The following is a 15348-nucleotide window of genomic DNA, read 5'->3' on the forward strand; positions in this document are numbered from 1 at the left end:
AGATCACCTTGGGCTTGGCGCTATCCGGCGCCACGACCCGAGCATCGGGCAACATGGGCCTTCACCGCCGCGAGGTCGTTGGCCAGGCGGGTGCAGCGCTCAGGGCGGTCGGCCAGTTCGGCCAGGGTTTGCGGCATTGGAGGCTTCACCCCGATGGCCGCTTCCACCGCATCCCCGAACTTGGCCGGATGGGCGGTGGCCAGCACCACGATCGGGCCCTCTGAACTGGTCCGGCAGCGCCGCGCCGCGGTCAGGCCGACCGCGGTGTGGGGGTCGATGATCATGCCGGTGTCGCGGTAGAGCTCGGCGATGGTGGCGGTGGTCTCCCGGTCATCTACCCGGATCCCCGACCAGCCCCGCTCGAGGTCGGCGGCGATGCGGGCGTCGATCCGCATCTCTCCGGTGGCCCGGAAGTCCTCTAGTTCTTGGGCGGTGCGAATCCCATCCCGGTCGAAGAGCTCAAACAGCAGGCGCTCGAGGTTGGACGACACCTGTATGTCCATGCTCGGCGATAACGTCGGGCGCACCTGGGAGATGGCCATCGACCCGGTGGTGAAGAACTGGGTCAAGATGTCGTTGCGGTTGCTGGCCACCATGAATCGGTCGATTGCCAGGCCCATCTGGCGGGCCACATGGCCAGCCAGCACATTGCCGAAGTTGCCGGTGGGCACCGAGAACGACACCCGCTCCAGGCCGTATCGGGTTGCGGCCGCCACGTAGTACACGGTTTGGGCCATAACTCGGGCCCAGTTGATGGAGTTGACCGCCGACAGCCGCTGCTCGGCCCGAAAGGCGGCATCGGCGAACATGGCTTTCACCAGATCTTGGCAGTCGTCAAACGTCCCCTCGATGGCCACGTTGTGGACGTTGGCACTGTCCACCGTGGTCATCTGCCGCCGCTGCACGTCCGAGACCCGCCCCTTGGGGTGCAGGATCACGACCTGGATGTTCTCCCGGTCGCGCACCGCCTCGATGGCCGCCGACCCGGTGTCGCCTGAAGTGGCGCCCACGATGGTCACCCTCTCACCTCTACGGGCCAGCTCCTCGTCGAACAGGCGCCCCACCAGTTGAAGGGCGATGTCCTTGAAAGCCAGCGTCGGGCCATGGAACAGCTCCATGAGCCACAGCCCGCGGCCCAGTTCCACCATCGGCACCACCTCGGGATGGGCGAACCCCGCGTAGGCGTCCCGCACCAACTTGTCGAAGCGGGCCCGGGGGTAGGCCCCGTCCACGAACGGCCACATCACCTCCGAGGCCAGATCGGAGTAGTCCCCTGTTCCAACGTTCCCGGTCAGCGCCTCGGGCGACAGCTCCGGCCAGTGGTCGGGCACATAGAGCCCGCCGTCCGCGGCCATCCCGGCCAACAGCACATCGCCGAAACCCAGAACCGGGGCCCGGCCCCGGGTGCTGATGTACTTCACCGGCTGACGACTCGCAACAGCGCGGGCACGCCCCGTACCGAATCCAGCTCTCGGAGATCGCCCAGGGTGGCCTGCACGTCCCGCTCGGCCGCCTCATGGGTGATGAACACCAGACGGGCCTGATCGCCCAGGCCCTCCTGCTCCATCGAGCGGATGCTCACCCCATGGCGGCCAAACACCCCGGCCACCGCGGCCAGCACGCCCGGCCGGTCCAAGACCTCCATGTTGATGTAGAACTCCGACTCCAGATCGTCGATGGAGCAGATGACCGCCTCACCCCGATCGCCGATGGGCGTCCACGTGCCCCGACCCCAATTGCCGGCCGCGTCGATCAGGTCCCCCAGCACGGCGCTGGCTGTCGGCCGCCCGCCCGCGCCCCGCCCATACAGCATGAGCTCTCCCACCGCGTCGCCCTCTATGAAGACTGCATTGAAGGAGTCCCGAACCGCGGCCAGCGGATGGTCGGCAGGCACCATCGCCGGGTGGACTCGAACCGCCAGTTCGGGCTGGCCGCCGATATGGCCCACCCGCTCGGCGATGGCCAAGAGCTTTATCGCGTAGCCCAGCCTTCGGGCGAAGGCGATGTCGGCAGGACCGACGCTGGAGATGCCTTCTCGGTAGACGCTGCCCGCCGGCACCCGAGCCCCGAAGGCCACAGTGGCGATGATGGAGGCCTTGGAGGCGGCGTCGAACCCCTCTACGTCGGCGGTCGGATCCTGCTCGGCGTACCCCAGCGACTGAGCATCGGCCAGAGCGTCTTGGTAGCTGGTTCCGTGCTCGGTCATCTGGCTGAGGATGTAGTTGGTGGTGCCGTTGACAATGCCCATAACCCGACGGACCGGCTCGGCCGCCAGCGACTCGCTCAGCGGGCGGATTAGGGGTATGCCCCCTCCGACTGCCGCCTCGAACAGCAGATCCACCTGGGCGGCGTCAGCGGCGGCAAACAGTTCGGCGCCGTAGTTGGCCAGCAGTTCTTTGTTCCCGGTAACCACAGGCTTGCCGAGCTCTAGGGCGTTCGACACCAGTTCGCGGGCCGGCTCGATCCCCCCGATCAACTCCACCACTATGTCCACTCTGGGGTCATTCACCACCGCGGCGGCATCAGCAGTCAGCACTCCATCGGCCAGAGCCACGGAGCGGTCGCGTGCCGCGTTGCGCACCGCCACCCGAACCACGTCCAGCTTCAATCCGGTGCGCTGGGCGATCGCCGTCTGCCGCTCTTGAAGCAGGGCAATCAACGCCGATCCCACGTTTCCACAGCCCAGAACGCCAACGCCGATTCGCTTTTGAGGGGAGTCGCTCACCATCCCCACCGTACCGGCTGGTGTCCGGCGGTCGGGCAAGATTTCACTCGATTCTAAATCACTATTGCTTTTTGTGATATACGCTCTAGTTTAGACATTCTATGATGTCTTACGAACTATTTTCATTGGCCAGCGATCTCCGCCAACAGGCAGTGGCCTGCGAGCGGGTCCGGGGTGACGTAGATCGAATCTGGTATGGCCTCGACAACTTGCTCGACGGGCCGGTGGCCCGCCATGTCCCCCTCCTGTGGAAGTCTGCGGCCGCCGATGCCAGCCGGTTGCGCCTGCACAACCGGCGGACCCACTTGGCGCGGCTGCGCTACGAGATTGAGAACACGGCCAATCGTCTGCAAGCCCGAGCCGACGAACTCCATGCCGATGCAGCCCGCGTTGAGCACGCCGCTGAGGCGGCCCGCAGGGAGGAAGCTCGCGAGCTAGCACTCCAAGCTACTTATTTTCAATAATCTTCTTGCTATTCCAGTGCAGTTAGATTATCAAAGAGGATAACTTGATCTGCCTGAGAGATCACCCGAGAGAAAGGCCCTGCCATGTCTGTTTTGACCATGAACACCGAGGAGATGGACCATCTCCAGCAGCAGCTCACTGCTTTTGCCGGCCAGGTGGAAGACCTCCGCACCCGCCTCACCGCCGCTTTGGAGGGAACCACTTGGACGGGTAGCCGCTCCGAGCGGTTCAGGGGAACGTGGCATGAGCAATGGTCGCCCTCGCTGGGGCAGTTGCAAGAGGCGCTCACCGAACTTGCCACCGCGGTGGGCCTCGAGCGCCAGAACACCGTCGCGGCCCTCGACTCGGTCTAGCGGCGTCGTCCTCCTATGGTCTGAGCCACAGTCCCCGTTGCCTCTTCGGCCGAGCCCGTGCGCCTCTTCTACGACGGCCCGGATGGTGGTCGAGAGGTGGGCATCCAAGGCGAACTGCCTGCCACTGTGGGCGACTTGGCACAGATCCTGGGTTTGTCAGAGCCCGTCGACGGGCTCTGGATTGACGACCGATGGGCGGCCGCCGAACGCCAACTCGAAGAAGCCGGGTTGGCCGACGGCGCCCGAGTGGGCTTGCGCTCGGGCCCGGGTCCCGACCCCCCGGGGAGGACACTGGAGGTGGTCGGGGGACTGTGCGCCGGCGACCGGCGTCTGTTGCCCGCCGAAGGGCTGAGCGTCGGCCGCTCCCCCGGCGCCGACCTGACCCTGCCGAGTGTCGGGCTCCGACCGGAGCACGCCCGCTTGGTGTTCCACGACGGAATGGTCGTTGCCCAGTCGGGCGAGGACGAGCCGACTACGGTCGAAATCTCCACGCCGCTTCGGCAAGGCAGCGCTCTGATACAGGTGTCCGATGCCCCCGACGACCGTCCTGCCCACCTGGCCGGTATTGCGGGGCCCACCACTTGCGGGAAGATCGCCTTCAATCGTCCTCCCCGACCAGCACTACCGGTGCGGTCAGAACCGCTTCCTGCTCCCTCCCCAGAGCAGCGGCGATCGGCGCGAACCGTGGCATTCGGCTGGGCCGCGCTGGCTGGACCACTGCTGGTCGGACTGCTGATGGCCGTGCTCTACAGCCCCTACATGGCCTTGTTCGCCCTGTTGAGCCCCTTGATGATGGGGGCCACCTGGTTCGACAATCGCCGTCGCGATCGCCTCGACCGCCGCCGATCCCGCCGAAGGGCCCAAGCATCGCTCGCCGACTTTCAGAGCGCGGCCGAGGCGGCCCACGCCGCTGAAATGCGCCGCAGACGCGATCTGCACCCCCACCTGGCCGAAGCAGTCAGGCGGATTCGCCAGCCCAGCGTTCGACTCTGGGAGCGGAGGCCTGACCATGGCGATTTCATGTCGCTAGTGGCGGCCCACGGGTCTCGACCCTTCGCTCCCGACCTGGGCGGCGCCGATGCGGGGGACTTCGAGGAGGCGGCCGCGGTGATCGAACAGCTTGGGCCCCTGCTCGACGTGCCCATTTCCGTAGATTTAGGGCCGGGCAAGCTCCTCGGCTTGGTGGGTCCCCGCGGCGCAACCACGGCCATGGCCCGTGGACTGCTGCTCCAGGCAGCCGCCTGTCACGGACCGGCCGACCTGGCGGTTCTGATTGCCGCCGACGAGGTGACCGCGCCGGCTTGGGCGTGGACCGCCTGGCTCCCTCACACCGTCCACCGGGCCATAGGCCGACCTCATTTGCTGGCCGATTGCCGTGTCGCGGCGGCAGAGATCGCGGCTGAGCTAGCCCAAGCCTGGGGTCGGAGGGAAGAGGTCCACTGGCCGCAGCTGCTGGTGGTGGTCGACGGAGAGAACTTGGCTACCGGCAGGACGCCGCCGCTTCGTCCCCTGCTCCAAGGCTTGGCCGGGCCGACCTCGGCAATCGTGCTGGCTTCCAGTGTCGACCAACTCCCAGCCACTGCCACTGCGGTTGTCGAGGCCCGCGACACGACTGGCGCTGTCGATGTGTCCGAAGCCGGGGAGACCTTCGGTTCCGTGCTTGCCACCGGCATGAGCTTGGGACTGGCTCGAGCCACGGCCCGCGGCCTGGCCCGCTATGAGGATCCCGAACAGCCTGGCACTGGTTCGGGTATTCCCGACCGATCATCGCTGTTCGACCTTCTCGGCCTTCCCGTCCTCGACAGTCCCGCGGGCATTGCGGACCTGCCGTCGCTGGGCGAAGTCGTCGCCGCCCGTTGGCGGCAAACCCAGCACGCCGACAGCTTGGCCTCCCCCATCGGCGCCGACGGCCACGGCCCGCTGTTTGCCGACTTGGCCGCCGACGGCCCCCACGCGCTGGTGGGAGGCACCACCGGGTCGGGCAAGAGCGAGCTGCTGCGCACGCTGGTGGCTTCTCTGGCCTCCACCTGCTCTCCCGAGCAGGTCAACTTCGTGCTGATCGATTACAAGGGAGGCAGCGCATTCGACGCCTGCGCTTCGTTGCCCCATGTGGTCGGATTGGTCACTGATCTAGATGACCGGCTGGCCGAGCGGGCCCTGCGCTGTCTGGAAGCCGAGCTCCGCCATCGGGAGCAAGTTCTGCGAGAACGGGGGGCCACCGACTTGAGCCACTATCGGTCGCTGGCCCAGACCGAGGGCGGATCCCGGGGGGCACCGCTGGCCCGGTTGGTGGTAATCATCGACGAGTTCGCCGCCTTGGTCAACGAGCTGCCCGGCTTCATGGACGCCCTGGTGAATGTGGCCCAACGGGGCCGCAGCCTGGGCATGCACTTGGTGTTGGCCACCCAGCGACCCGCGGGGGCCGTCAATGCCAACATCCGCACCAACACCGCTCTGCGCATTGCCTTGCGAGTCCTCGACGCCGCCGACTCGGTCGACGTGCTCGACAGCCCAGAGGCCGCCACCATCGGCCGGCACCGGCCCGGCCGAGCGTACGCCCGATTCGGCCCTGGCGAGTTGGTTGAGTTCCAGTGCGCCCTGGTCACCGGGGTCACTGCCGCCCAGCGAGGTCCCAGGGTCGTCCCCGCCCCCGACGGCATGCCTGAATCCGAGCCGGAGGCCGCTACCGACGATGAGAGTCCTGACGACCTGTCCCGGCTGGCCCTTGCGGTGAACACCGCCTGGGACTGCTGGGAAGGTGTCCCACCCCGCCAACCTTGGCCCGACCCCCTGCCGTCGAATGTCTCGCTCGATGAGCTGACTGCTGACGGCATATCGGTCGCCGGAGTGGCGCTTGCACTGGCCGACGACCCAAACCGGCAGTGCCAGTATCCCCTGACGTGGGATCCCACCGAAGGCAATGCCTTGTTCGTGGGCATCCCGGGCAGCGGAACAACAACGGCATTGGGTTCGTTGGCCCTGGCCCTGGCCCGCCGCTACCCGCCCGGCGAGTTCCACCTGTACGCCTTGGATTCCGGTACCGGGCAACTGGCCCCGCTGGAGGGTCTGCCCCATTGCGGCGCGGTAGTGAGTCCTGATGAGCGCGACCGAATTCGGCGGCTCATCCGACGGTTGGAAGACGAGCTCGACCAGCGGATGGGCCAGGGTCGGACATCCCAGGAGTCCAGCCGCCCGCTCGTGGTGGCTTTGATCGACAACTGGGGCGGCTTGGCCAAGAGCCTGGACAACGTGTCCGACCTCGCTTTGCTGACTGCGCTGGAGCGGGTGTGGTCTGAGGGTCCCGCCGTTGGCCTGTATCTGGCCGCGGCCGCCGACCAGCTGTCCAAGGTGAATCGGGCTATCCAGGCGGCCACCCCCCAGACCTTCGTGTTCCGCCTGGGCGATCCCGCGCTGTACCGCCAGTGGGGTGTGACCGTGGAAGACCCGGCCACGCTTCCGCCCGGCCGGGGTTTCACCATCCCATCGGGCATCGAGTTCCAAGTGGCGGTGCCTGAAGGCGGTCTGGCCCGCGCCGTTGTCGAAGTGGCTGCCGAACACCCCCGGACTCACGGCCCGCCGCCGGTTGAGACTCTGTCCGCGGTGGTCGACCCAGCCCGCTTGGACCCAGCCTGCCTGAAGGGTTCCCCGGCGTATCTACCGCTGGGGCTGAGCGACGACTCCCTGACCCCGGTTGGGCTCACCCTCTACCCCAGCGAGCATGCCCTGATCTTGGGACCTGCTCGCTCGGGCCGGTCCTCGGCTCTAGCTCTGTTGGCAGCGTTGGCAGCTGACGGCGGCGGGCAGGTAGTCGCCTTGGCCAACCAGGAACCGCCGCTGGCCGACAGCCCCAATGTCAATCTTGTGACCGACGTCGGTGAGCTGCTCGCCGCCGTACACGCAGCCGAGCCCCCAACCCTGGTGCTGATCGACGACGCCGAGACGGTGGGCGACCCCGACGGCGCCCTGAAAGCACTGGCCTCCGATAGCCGCCCCAGCCTGCACATCGTGGCCGCCGGCCGTGCCGACCGACTCCGCACCGCCTACGGCCACTGGACCGCCGAGATCCGCTTCTCCCGCACCGGAGTCCTGCTGCAACCCACCCCCCTCGACGGCGACCTGTTCACCATCCAACTCCCCACTCGCCCCACCCTCCCGTCACTACCCGGCCGCGGCTACCTCATCCAAAACGGCCAACCCTCGATCATCCAGCTCGCAAAGCACAAGGCAACTTGATGCCACCACCAATTCGCTTTCGATCACTCAAAGCCGAAGAGCTGCGGTCGATATTGTGAACAACATCTACTCCCCCGAAAGCGAGGAATCCCCGATGAGGGAAGTGAGGGTCTTCTTCAACTCTGAAGAGGGTGCCGACTGGTGGTGCGAAGATGACGGTGACTTCATGGCGGTCGCTGATACCCCCGTACAACTTATGGAGTTGATCAGGACGTGGCAAACCAGCCAGGGTATTGCCGACGTGCAACTTATTCCGATGGGCGTAGCCTCAGACGTCGTTGCGGAGGAGGTCTTGGTGGGTCTCGCGGCGGACCACTAGGCGGGCGTCGCCGTTGCGGGCGAACACCACGGCGGGGCGGAGGATTTTGTTGTAGTTGGAGCCCATGGAGTGGCCGTAGGCACCGGTCACCGGGGTGGCGAGGATGTCGCCCACCGCGGTATCGCTGGGCACTCGGCCGTCGCGCACCAACAGGTCGCCCGACTCGCAGTGCTTGCCCACCACCCGCACCGCCTTGTTGCGGTCGCGGTCGGCCGCCCGGGGCAGAAACGTCTCATAGCCGCTGCCATAGAGCACCGGGCGGGGGTTGTCGCTCATGCCGCCGTCAACAGAGATGTAGGTGCGGATGCCGGGCAGTTCCTTGATCGTTCCCACCTCATAAAGCGTGACCGCAGCAGCGGCCACCAGAGCCCGGCCCGGCTCCACGCTCACCGGGGCGGTGAATCCGCCCGACGAGCAGGCTTCGTCGATGGCCGCAGCCCACTGGGCGATGGTGGGGGCCGACTCCCCCTCCACGTAGGCTACCCCCAACCCACCGCCCAGCGACAGCTCAGGCAGTCCGTAGGGGCGGGCAAACCCGGCGATCACCTCCACCGCCCGCTGGAAAGAGCGCAGCTCGAACACCTGGCTGCCGATGTGGGCGTGCAGGCCCACGAGCTCCACCGAGTCAGCTTCCGCGGCTCGGCGGATGGCGGCGTCGGCCAGCCCGGTGGATGCGGTGAAGCCGAACTTGGTGTCGTCCACCCCGGTGGTGACGTACTCGTGGGTGTGGGCTTCCACCCCCGGAGTGACTCTCAGCAGCACCTTGGGCCGGGCGCCGGTGGTGGCGTGGAGCACGTCAAGGCGGTCGAGCTCGTCGAACGAATCCACCACGATTCGGCCCACTCCGGCCTCGACCGCGGCGGCTAGCTCATCGGCCGACTTGTTGTTGCCGTGCATCACCAAACGGTCGCCGGGCAATCCCGCGGCCTTGGCTACGAATAGCTCCCCGCCGGTGGCCACATCCAGGTCGAGCTCCTCCTCGTGAATCAGACGCGCCATGGCCAGGCACAAGAACGCCTTGGAGGCATAGGCCACCGATCCGGCGAAGGCCGCCTTGGCTTGGCGGCACCGCGCCCGCACGTGGTCTTCGTCGTACACGAACAGCGGCGTGCCGTACTGCTCGGCCAGCTCCAGCGCATCGCACCCGGCGATGGACAGTCGCCCGCCGTCGCCCACTGCGGAGTTGTCGGGCAGAAGGTGCGGGGGAAGCGCCGACATTGCCAGCTCCCTACATCGCCTCGGGGGCGCTCACGCCCAAGGTGCCGAGCCCGACGGCTAGGCCCACTCGGGCGGCGTCGATCAGCGCGAGACGGGCCTGGGTCAACTCGGGGGGAATGCCAGTGCCCACCACATAGCAGTCGTGGTAGAAGCTGTGAACCGCCGCGGCGAAATCCCGCAGCCATGTGGTTACCCGGTGGGGGGCCCGCTCGCTGGCCGCGGCGGCGATCACCTCGCCCAATGTGGAGAGCTGGCGCATTATCTCCAACTCCCGCTCGTGAACCAGCACGCCCAAGTCCACCTGGTCGGCGCTCTGGCGCACCACCCCATCGGCCCGGGCCCGGGCCGCTATTGAGCACACCCGGGCGTGGGCCATCTGCACATAGAACACCGGGTTCTCCATCACCTGGGCGGCGGCTCTGGCCAAGTCGAAGGTCGGAGCGGTATCCATCGACTGGAGCAGGTAGGTGAACCGGGCGGCGTCGGCCCCAACCTCGTCGATCACGTCGCGAAGCTCGATGAGGTCGCCAGTGCGCTTGGACAGCCGCACCTCTTCGCCGTCGCGCTCTAGGCGCACCAACTGGGTGACCACCACCTCCAAACCCGCTGGGTTACAGCCCAGCGCGGCCATGGCCGCCTTCATCCGGGCGACATACCCGTGATGGTCGGCCCCCCATACGTTGACCAGCAGACCTTGCGAACCGGCCCGTTCGAGCTTGTCGCGGTGATAGGTGATGTCGGGCAGCAGGTAGGTGTACTCCCCGTCGGACTTGATCAGCACCCGGTCTTTGTCGTCACCGTGGTCACTGGAGCGCAGCCACAAAGCACCGTCTGATTCGTAGGTTGCTCCGGCGGCGTCGAGCGCGGCCAGCGTGTCTTTGATGGTGCCCGAGTCCACCAGGACCTGCTCGCTGAACCAAGTGTCGAACTCCACCGCCATCGTGCCCAGTGCTTCCCGTTGATCGGCGAGAGCCCTCTCCCTCCCCCACTGGCGGGGGTCGGCGTCGGCGGGCATATCCGCAGCCCAGTCGACGATGTACTGGCCGTTGTAGCCGTCCTCGGGCACCGGCTGCCCCTCCCGGACCGCAGCCAAAGAGGCCGCGTACAGCTCCATCTGAGTGCCTCGGTCGTTGATGTAGAACTCCCGCTGCACGTCGAAGCCGCACCACTCCAGCAACCGGGCCACCGCGTCGCCGTAGGCCGCTCCCCGACCGTGCCCGGCGTGGACCGGCCCGGTGGGGTTGGCGCTCACGAACTCCACGATCACCGTGCGACCTTGGCCCAGGTTCTGGCGGCCGTAGCCGTTGACACCGGCGGTCACTGCGTCGGCCACCACCCCGTGCAGCCAGCTGGGAGCCAGTTTGAAGTTGATGAACCCAGGGCCGGCCACGCTTACCTCGGACACATGCTCTGGCTGGTTCTCCTCCAGCCAAGCAGCCAACTCCCCAGCCAACTCCCGAGGGTTGCGCTCTGCTCGCTTGGCTACAGCCAGCGCAGCGTTCGACGCCCAGTCCCCGTGCTCGCGCCGCGCCGGTCGCTCCAGCCCCACCGAGAAGCCAGCAGGCAGGTCAACGCCCGCGGCCACGAGCGCGGCCCGCAGGGCGTCAGAAAGAGAGGTGCGAATGTCGGCCATGAACTGGCACATGGTACCGGCGCCCCGCTGGGTATACTCAGCCAGTTACTGCCCACGTAGCTCAGGGGATAGAGCACTTGCCTCCGGAGCAAGGGGCCGCAGGTTCGAATCCTGCCGTGGGCGCTTCCGGGTGTTCTCAGTAGTTGCTCGATGGTCCCAGATGGTCCTTGTTTTCCCAGCGTAGCGACCGTTTCTGTCAGTTTGGGGTGGTAGGCTGTCCTCAGCAATTACCGGGCTACCCCCGAAAAAGTGGGGGATGGATTGGGGGATGGGAATGTCGCTTTTGACCGCTGTGGAAGTCAAAAATGCCGGTGTGGGAAAGCACCATGAAGGGCGCGGATTATTTTTGCGGGTGTACAAATCGGGGTCCAGGTGCTGGGTTCTACGCCTGACGGTGGACGGGCGCCGCCGCGAGATCGGCTTGGGCGGCTGGCCCGCGGTGAGCCTGGCCGACGCCCGCCGCAAAGCCCATGAGCACCACGCGGCCGCCGCCGACGGGCGCGACCCGCTCGCCGACAGGCGCCGCTGCGACGTGCCGACATTCCGCGAGGCGGCGAGGGTGGTATGGGAGGCGAACAGGGCCCGGTGGTGCAACGAGCGGACCGCGGTGCTGTGGTGGGCGTCGCTGGAAAACCACGCCTTTCCGGCCATCGGCGACATGGCCGTGAACCGCATCACCCAGTCCGACGTCTTGGGATGTGTGGAGCCGATCTGGACGAACCGCACTGAAGCGGCCCGCAAGGTCCGCCAGAGGATCCGCACCGTGCTTCGCTGGTGCCAGGCCCACGGCTACGTCACCGTGAACTCGGCCGGCGAGGCCATCGACGGCGCACTGCCGCCCATGCCCCGCGTAAAGGCCCACTTCCGCTCCCTGCCCTATGGCGAGGTGGCCGACGCGCTCGGCGTTGCGGACCGCACCGGCGCGTCTGCGTCGGCCAAGCTGTGCCTGAGGTTCACGGTGTTGACGGCGGCCCGCTCCGGCGAGGCCCGCAACGCCTCATGGTCCGAGATCGACTTCGCCGCCCGCGAGTGGCGCATCCCCGCCGACAAGATGAAGGCCGCGACCGAGCACCGGGTGCCCCTCAGCGACGCCGCCCTCAAAGTTCTCGACGAGGCCAAGGACAACCACGACGGCTCCGATCTGGTGTTCCCGTCCCCCCCTCAGGCCAGGCCGCCCCCTCAGCGACATGACGCTCACGAAAATCCTTCGCGACGCAGACCTGGCGGAGCGGGCCACCGTCCACGGATTCAGAGCCAGCTTCCGCACTTGGGCGCTGGAGCAGACCGACACCCCCTGGGCTGTGTGCGAGGCCGCACTCGCACACAGCCTCGGCGACTCAACCCAACAGGCCTACATCCGAGGCGATGCCTACGCCAAACGCCGCAAGCTCATGGACCGGTGGGCCGACTACCTGCAGCGGCCATAGAAGGGCCCCGGCTGGCTGACCGCCCCAGTGGCGGCGGGAGGAGCTCCGTCGAGCCACGCGGCCGGGGCTCGGGCAATTGCGGGCGGGGGCCTAGTGGCCCTTCGCAGGGCGGGTTTCGGGGTTGTCGACTGGCGGCAGCCGCGTTGGCGGTGCTCAGTCGCCGATCGCGAGTATGTCGGCGCCGTCGGCGGGGTCCGTGCCCAGGGCCTGTGGCCAGTACATGTAGCACACCCCGGTCGGAGTGAATGCCACGGCCTGCTCGACTTTGATGCCGTTGCAGTTCCCCGGCCTGATTCGGGCGAAGCCGGTGCCGTCGAGCCCGGTTGTGACTACGAGCATGTCGTCGGAGAACTGATCCAAGATCGCCCTGAGCCGGCCGATAGTCAACGCCGGCCCCCACGAGGCGTCGACGCCCGCTTGGAGGCCGACCCTGTTCTCGTCTACGAAATCTCCGCTCAAACACCGACAGCCTCCCAGCCGCCGAAGCAACGACCGATTGAAACCGCCCACAGGAAATCCGACAGCCCGATCCAAGACAGCCCAACTCACTGGGCACCATCCAAAACCCGCTGTTGCCAATGCGCCCCACCGCTCACCGATGAAGACCGGCGAGTGAGGCCGTTGTGCCACCGAGCTAGCTTGCTGGGCCTTCCATCTAGGCGACCGAGCCAAAGAGGCTGTCGACCTTGCCACCCGCCAACCAGCGCTTGCGATTGATGGCGAGAGCCAACTGCCCCGAGTGCTGGCCAAAGCAGGCGTCTGGCCGGAGAAAGAAGGCCCGTCGTCGTGCCCGCCCGAGCAGGCCGCCCGGCTCCTGGCACACATGCTGGCCGGCTTCGGGGATCTCTCCGCACCGGAGACGGCAGGTACCAGACTGCACCTCGACTTCACCGTCACCAGCCTCTTGGACCACCTCGGTGACAACCCCCACGCTGTCGCCCTGAAAGCGGAGGCGGATCGCAAGGGCGTCCGCACCGACCGGTACCCATGACAGTGGCCCACTGGTAACAGCGCGCATCTTCGAGAGGCCCACTGTGAAACCCCGCTGTCCTGATCTGCCGCTGTCAGCATCCACCGCGCCAGCCGAGGCCTCAGAGGAAGCGGGCTGGTCACCAAGAGCCGCAGAAGGGGTGAGGGCGATGTCGGTCTCTCTACCGGATCTGCCCAGTGATCGGACGCTCCTTGTCGCTGCATCTGAAGCGCTTGTGCCGTCCATGAATGGAGCGGCCATGGGACGGCATTTTCGAGGTGGGGTTGGCGTGCTTGGTTACAGGTCCAAGCCGACATCGCCGGGGAGGTCGGGGCGCGGGAGGTCGCGTTCGGCGGCCAGCGCGATGTCGGATGCTTCGAGGCCGTCGCGGACTACCCGGACTGTGTCGGCGAGGTCGTCGGCCAGTGAGCGGGAGTCGTCTGCTGTCTCGAAGTGGCCGGCTAGTGCTGCGGCGGTGTCGCAGGCGATGCGTGCGAGCTCGGCCGCGGTGGCCTCGATCTGTGCCAGTGTGAGCTGGGGCCGCTGGTCGCTGTAGGGGCCGGCTCGGTGCCACAGCGAGATCTCCTCGGGCGTGGCGCGGTTCGCGGGGTCCATGGCAGGCCATGTCACATCCCGGTACCGGGCCGGGATCTTGGAGGCGAGCTTGTCGAGGGAGTGGATGCGCTCGGGGCGCCCTCCGACCAGGCACACCACGGTCTTCAGAGCGCTCTCTACGGTCTTCTGCGAGTGGAAGCAGATGCCGGCCATCCGCTCATAGCGTGCTTTGCGGTAGCGGCGGGCGTCGCCGGCCGCGGCGGCCCGCTGTTCCCGGGCACCCTCATCCAGCCGCTCCTCCACCTCGCCCAGGGCGTTGATGGTATCTCCCAGCCTGCTCAGCGCCTCGGCTCTGTTGTCGGGGGGCATCCCGATCTCCTTTCTCCAGTCCACATCGGCTTGCCCGTCCGCTCCAGCGTCGGCCACCACGACCGCGCCACCGGCGATGGCCGCCTCCAACGACGAGGACACCTGCGTGGTGCGCCGCGCCCACTCGGCCCGGTCGGTGACCCACACATCGACCCCGAACTCGCACAACTCGCCAGCTCTTGCCACCAAGCGCCGCTGAAGGTCCGGCCGGCACCGGTAATCGCCCAAATCGTCGAACACCGCCACCAGGTCGATGTCGCTGCCATCGACCGCCTCGCCACAGGCCACAGACCCGAACGCCAACACCTGCGCCGCCCCCAGCGCGACGAAACCCTCGCCCACCACACGGGCGTCTTCCAAACACGGAACTCCCCACAACACCAAAGACGCCGCACCCGCAGCCTCCGAACCCGGAGCCTCCGACACTCGCGAAGCCACCAAACCCATCCCCCAATCCTACCTCCAGCCCCCACAACGCCCAACACCCGCACCAAGCCGGCCACGGCCCCCACGAGCCTCAAACCGCCCGCGGGCACCGCGCCCGCCAAAAGCCTGCGTCGACGGTCAACAGCTGCGATCACGCCCGCAATCATGCAACAGCGCACCGGTCGCGACCGGTCACAAACCCCCGAAGCACCGGTCGCAAACCGATACGACCGGTCGCAACCCCCATGCGGCGAAACTGTCTCAAATCCTTGACGCGGGACACAAGATCTTCAATGTCAAAAGGCGACATAGACTTGTCACCTTTTGACGGCCATATTGTCTACATCTTCTTAACCGAGACGTTATGGTCAACCATGGCTCGCAGATGCGGGAGTGCCTGCCAAGCATGAAGAATGACGGGATCCTTGAATGTCTGTCCCCCTAAACAGGAAGGATCAACAAATGCTACCGAGTAGGCAAGAAAGGGGACTATCGATCCGATGGCGCCTTGGTTTCCTCCTCGGCCTTGCAGCCCTTACGGTGTCGGTGCTCGCTTCACCTGTGGGTGCCGACGTTTGGGGCTCGCAAAGCTCAACCACCGGTGCCCATCCCGATGGCTCAACCCACAACTAGTGCTGGGGCAGCGGATTCGACT

At 66.9% G+C, this 15348-nt stretch carries 11 protein-coding genes and 1 tRNA gene; 6 read left to right on the forward strand and 6 right to left on the reverse strand.

Features of this window, described 5'->3' with window-relative positions:
• Nucleotides 1-20: 20 nt before the first annotated feature.
• Both thrC and ACOGXA_RS04600 read right to left on the reverse strand, forming a co-directional pair.
• Nucleotides 21-1421, reverse strand: coding sequence for a threonine synthase (gene thrC / locus ACOGXA_RS04595; protein ID WP_419926105.1), 1401 nt, complete (start codon nucleotides 1419-1421; stop codon nucleotides 21-23).
• Nucleotides 1418-2728, reverse strand: coding sequence for a homoserine dehydrogenase (locus ACOGXA_RS04600; protein ID WP_419927042.1), 1311 nt, complete (start codon nucleotides 2726-2728; stop codon nucleotides 1418-1420). The genes thrC and ACOGXA_RS04600 overlap by 4 nt, the downstream gene beginning before the upstream one ends.
• 101 nt (nucleotides 2729-2829) lie before the next feature.
• On the opposite strand from ACOGXA_RS04600, the gene ACOGXA_RS04605 reads away from it, so the two are divergent.
• The 3 genes from ACOGXA_RS04605 to ACOGXA_RS04615 all read left to right on the forward strand — a co-directional run bounded on the left by ACOGXA_RS04605 (nucleotide 2830) and on the right by ACOGXA_RS04615 (nucleotide 7776).
• Nucleotides 2830-3189: a hypothetical protein gene (locus tag ACOGXA_RS04605; protein WP_419926106.1), complete on the forward strand. Its 360-nt coding sequence runs from the start codon at nucleotides 2830-2832 to the stop codon at nucleotides 3187-3189.
• A gap of 84 nt (nucleotides 3190-3273) precedes the next feature.
• The gene (locus tag ACOGXA_RS04610; protein ID WP_419926107.1) at nucleotides 3274-3543 is read left to right on the forward strand and encodes a WXG100 family type VII secretion target; all 270 of its coding nucleotides are present in this window, start codon (nucleotides 3274-3276) and stop codon (nucleotides 3541-3543) included.
• Nucleotides 3544-3600: 57 nt separating this feature from the next.
• Nucleotides 3601-7776 (forward strand): FtsK/SpoIIIE domain-containing protein, encoded by a 4176-nt coding sequence (locus ACOGXA_RS04615; RefSeq protein ID WP_419926108.1) that lies wholly within the window; start codon nucleotides 3601-3603, stop codon nucleotides 7774-7776.
• Nucleotides 7777-8044: 268 nt separating this feature from the next.
• Here ACOGXA_RS04615 and lysA read toward each other — a convergent pair whose 3' ends face one another.
• Both lysA and ACOGXA_RS04625 read right to left on the reverse strand, forming a co-directional pair.
• Complete coding sequence (gene lysA, locus ACOGXA_RS04620; protein ID WP_419926109.1) at nucleotides 8045-9313, reverse strand: diaminopimelate decarboxylase; 1269 nt, start codon at nucleotides 9311-9313, stop codon at nucleotides 8045-8047.
• A gap of 10 nt (nucleotides 9314-9323) precedes the next feature.
• A complete protein-coding gene (locus tag ACOGXA_RS04625) occupies nucleotides 9324-10946 on the reverse strand; it encodes an arginine--tRNA ligase (protein WP_419926110.1) in 1623 nt (540 codons plus the stop codon).
• 50 nt (nucleotides 10947-10996) lie between these two features.
• Here ACOGXA_RS04625 and ACOGXA_RS04630 point away from each other — a divergent pair.
• Both ACOGXA_RS04630 and ACOGXA_RS04635 read left to right on the forward strand, forming a co-directional pair.
• A tRNA-Arg gene (locus tag ACOGXA_RS04630) sits at nucleotides 10997-11069 on the forward strand.
• 151 nt (nucleotides 11070-11220) lie between these two features.
• Nucleotides 11221-12618, forward strand: a complete 1398-nt coding sequence (locus ACOGXA_RS04635; RefSeq protein ID WP_419926111.1) for a tyrosine-type recombinase/integrase — start codon at nucleotides 11221-11223, stop codon at nucleotides 12616-12618.
• Here ACOGXA_RS04635 and ACOGXA_RS04640 read toward each other — a convergent pair.
• A complete protein-coding gene (locus tag ACOGXA_RS04640; RefSeq protein ID WP_419926112.1) occupies nucleotides 12527-12832 on the reverse strand; it encodes a hypothetical protein in 306 nt (101 codons plus the stop codon). The two genes, ACOGXA_RS04635 and ACOGXA_RS04640, sit on opposite strands and share 92 nt — an antisense overlap.
• Before the next feature lie 280 nt (nucleotides 12833-13112).
• Here ACOGXA_RS04640 and ACOGXA_RS04645 point away from each other — a divergent pair, with 280 nt between their 5' ends.
• Nucleotides 13113-13364 (forward strand): hypothetical protein, encoded by a 252-nt coding sequence (locus ACOGXA_RS04645; protein WP_419926113.1) that lies wholly within the window; start codon nucleotides 13113-13115, stop codon nucleotides 13362-13364.
• A gap of 276 nt (nucleotides 13365-13640) precedes the next feature.
• Here ACOGXA_RS04645 and ACOGXA_RS04650 read toward each other — a convergent pair whose 3' ends face one another.
• Nucleotides 13641-14714 carry a HEPN domain-containing protein gene (locus ACOGXA_RS04650; RefSeq protein ID WP_419926114.1) on the reverse strand — a complete coding sequence of 358 codons (1074 nt, stop codon included), beginning with the start codon at nucleotides 14712-14714 and terminating at the stop codon, nucleotides 13641-13643.
• Between the last annotated feature and the right edge of the window lie 634 nt (nucleotides 14715-15348).

It is taken from the genome of Candidatus Poriferisocius sp. (genome assembly GCF_965208475.1).
GTDB lineage: Bacteria > Actinomycetota > Acidimicrobiia > Acidimicrobiales > Bin134 > Poriferisocius.

Bases quoted from the DNA above. Each gene is read 5' to 3' on its own strand.
- lysA (WP_419926109.1), bottom strand. From the start codon at position 9,313: ATGTCGGCGCTTCCCCCGCACCTTCTGCCCGACAACTCCGCAGTGGGC.
- ACOGXA_RS04610 (WP_419926107.1), top strand. From the start codon at position 3,274: ATGTCTGTTTTGACCATGAACACCGAGGAGATGGACCATCTCCAGCAG.
- ACOGXA_RS04625 (WP_419926110.1), bottom strand. From the start codon at position 10,946: ATGGCCGACATTCGCACCTCTCTTTCTGACGCCCTGCGGGCCGCGCTC.
- ACOGXA_RS04600 (WP_419927042.1), bottom strand. From the start codon at position 2,728: ATGGTGAGCGACTCCCCTCAAAAGCGAATCGGCGTTGGCGTTCTGGGC.
- ACOGXA_RS04605 (WP_419926106.1), top strand. From the start codon at position 2,830: ATGTCTTACGAACTATTTTCATTGGCCAGCGATCTCCGCCAACAGGCA.
- ACOGXA_RS04650 (WP_419926114.1), bottom strand. From the start codon at position 14,714: ATGGGTTTGGTGGCTTCGCGAGTGTCGGAGGCTCCGGGTTCGGAGGCT.
- ACOGXA_RS04635 (WP_419926111.1), top strand. From the start codon at position 11,221: ATGTCGCTTTTGACCGCTGTGGAAGTCAAAAATGCCGGTGTGGGAAAG.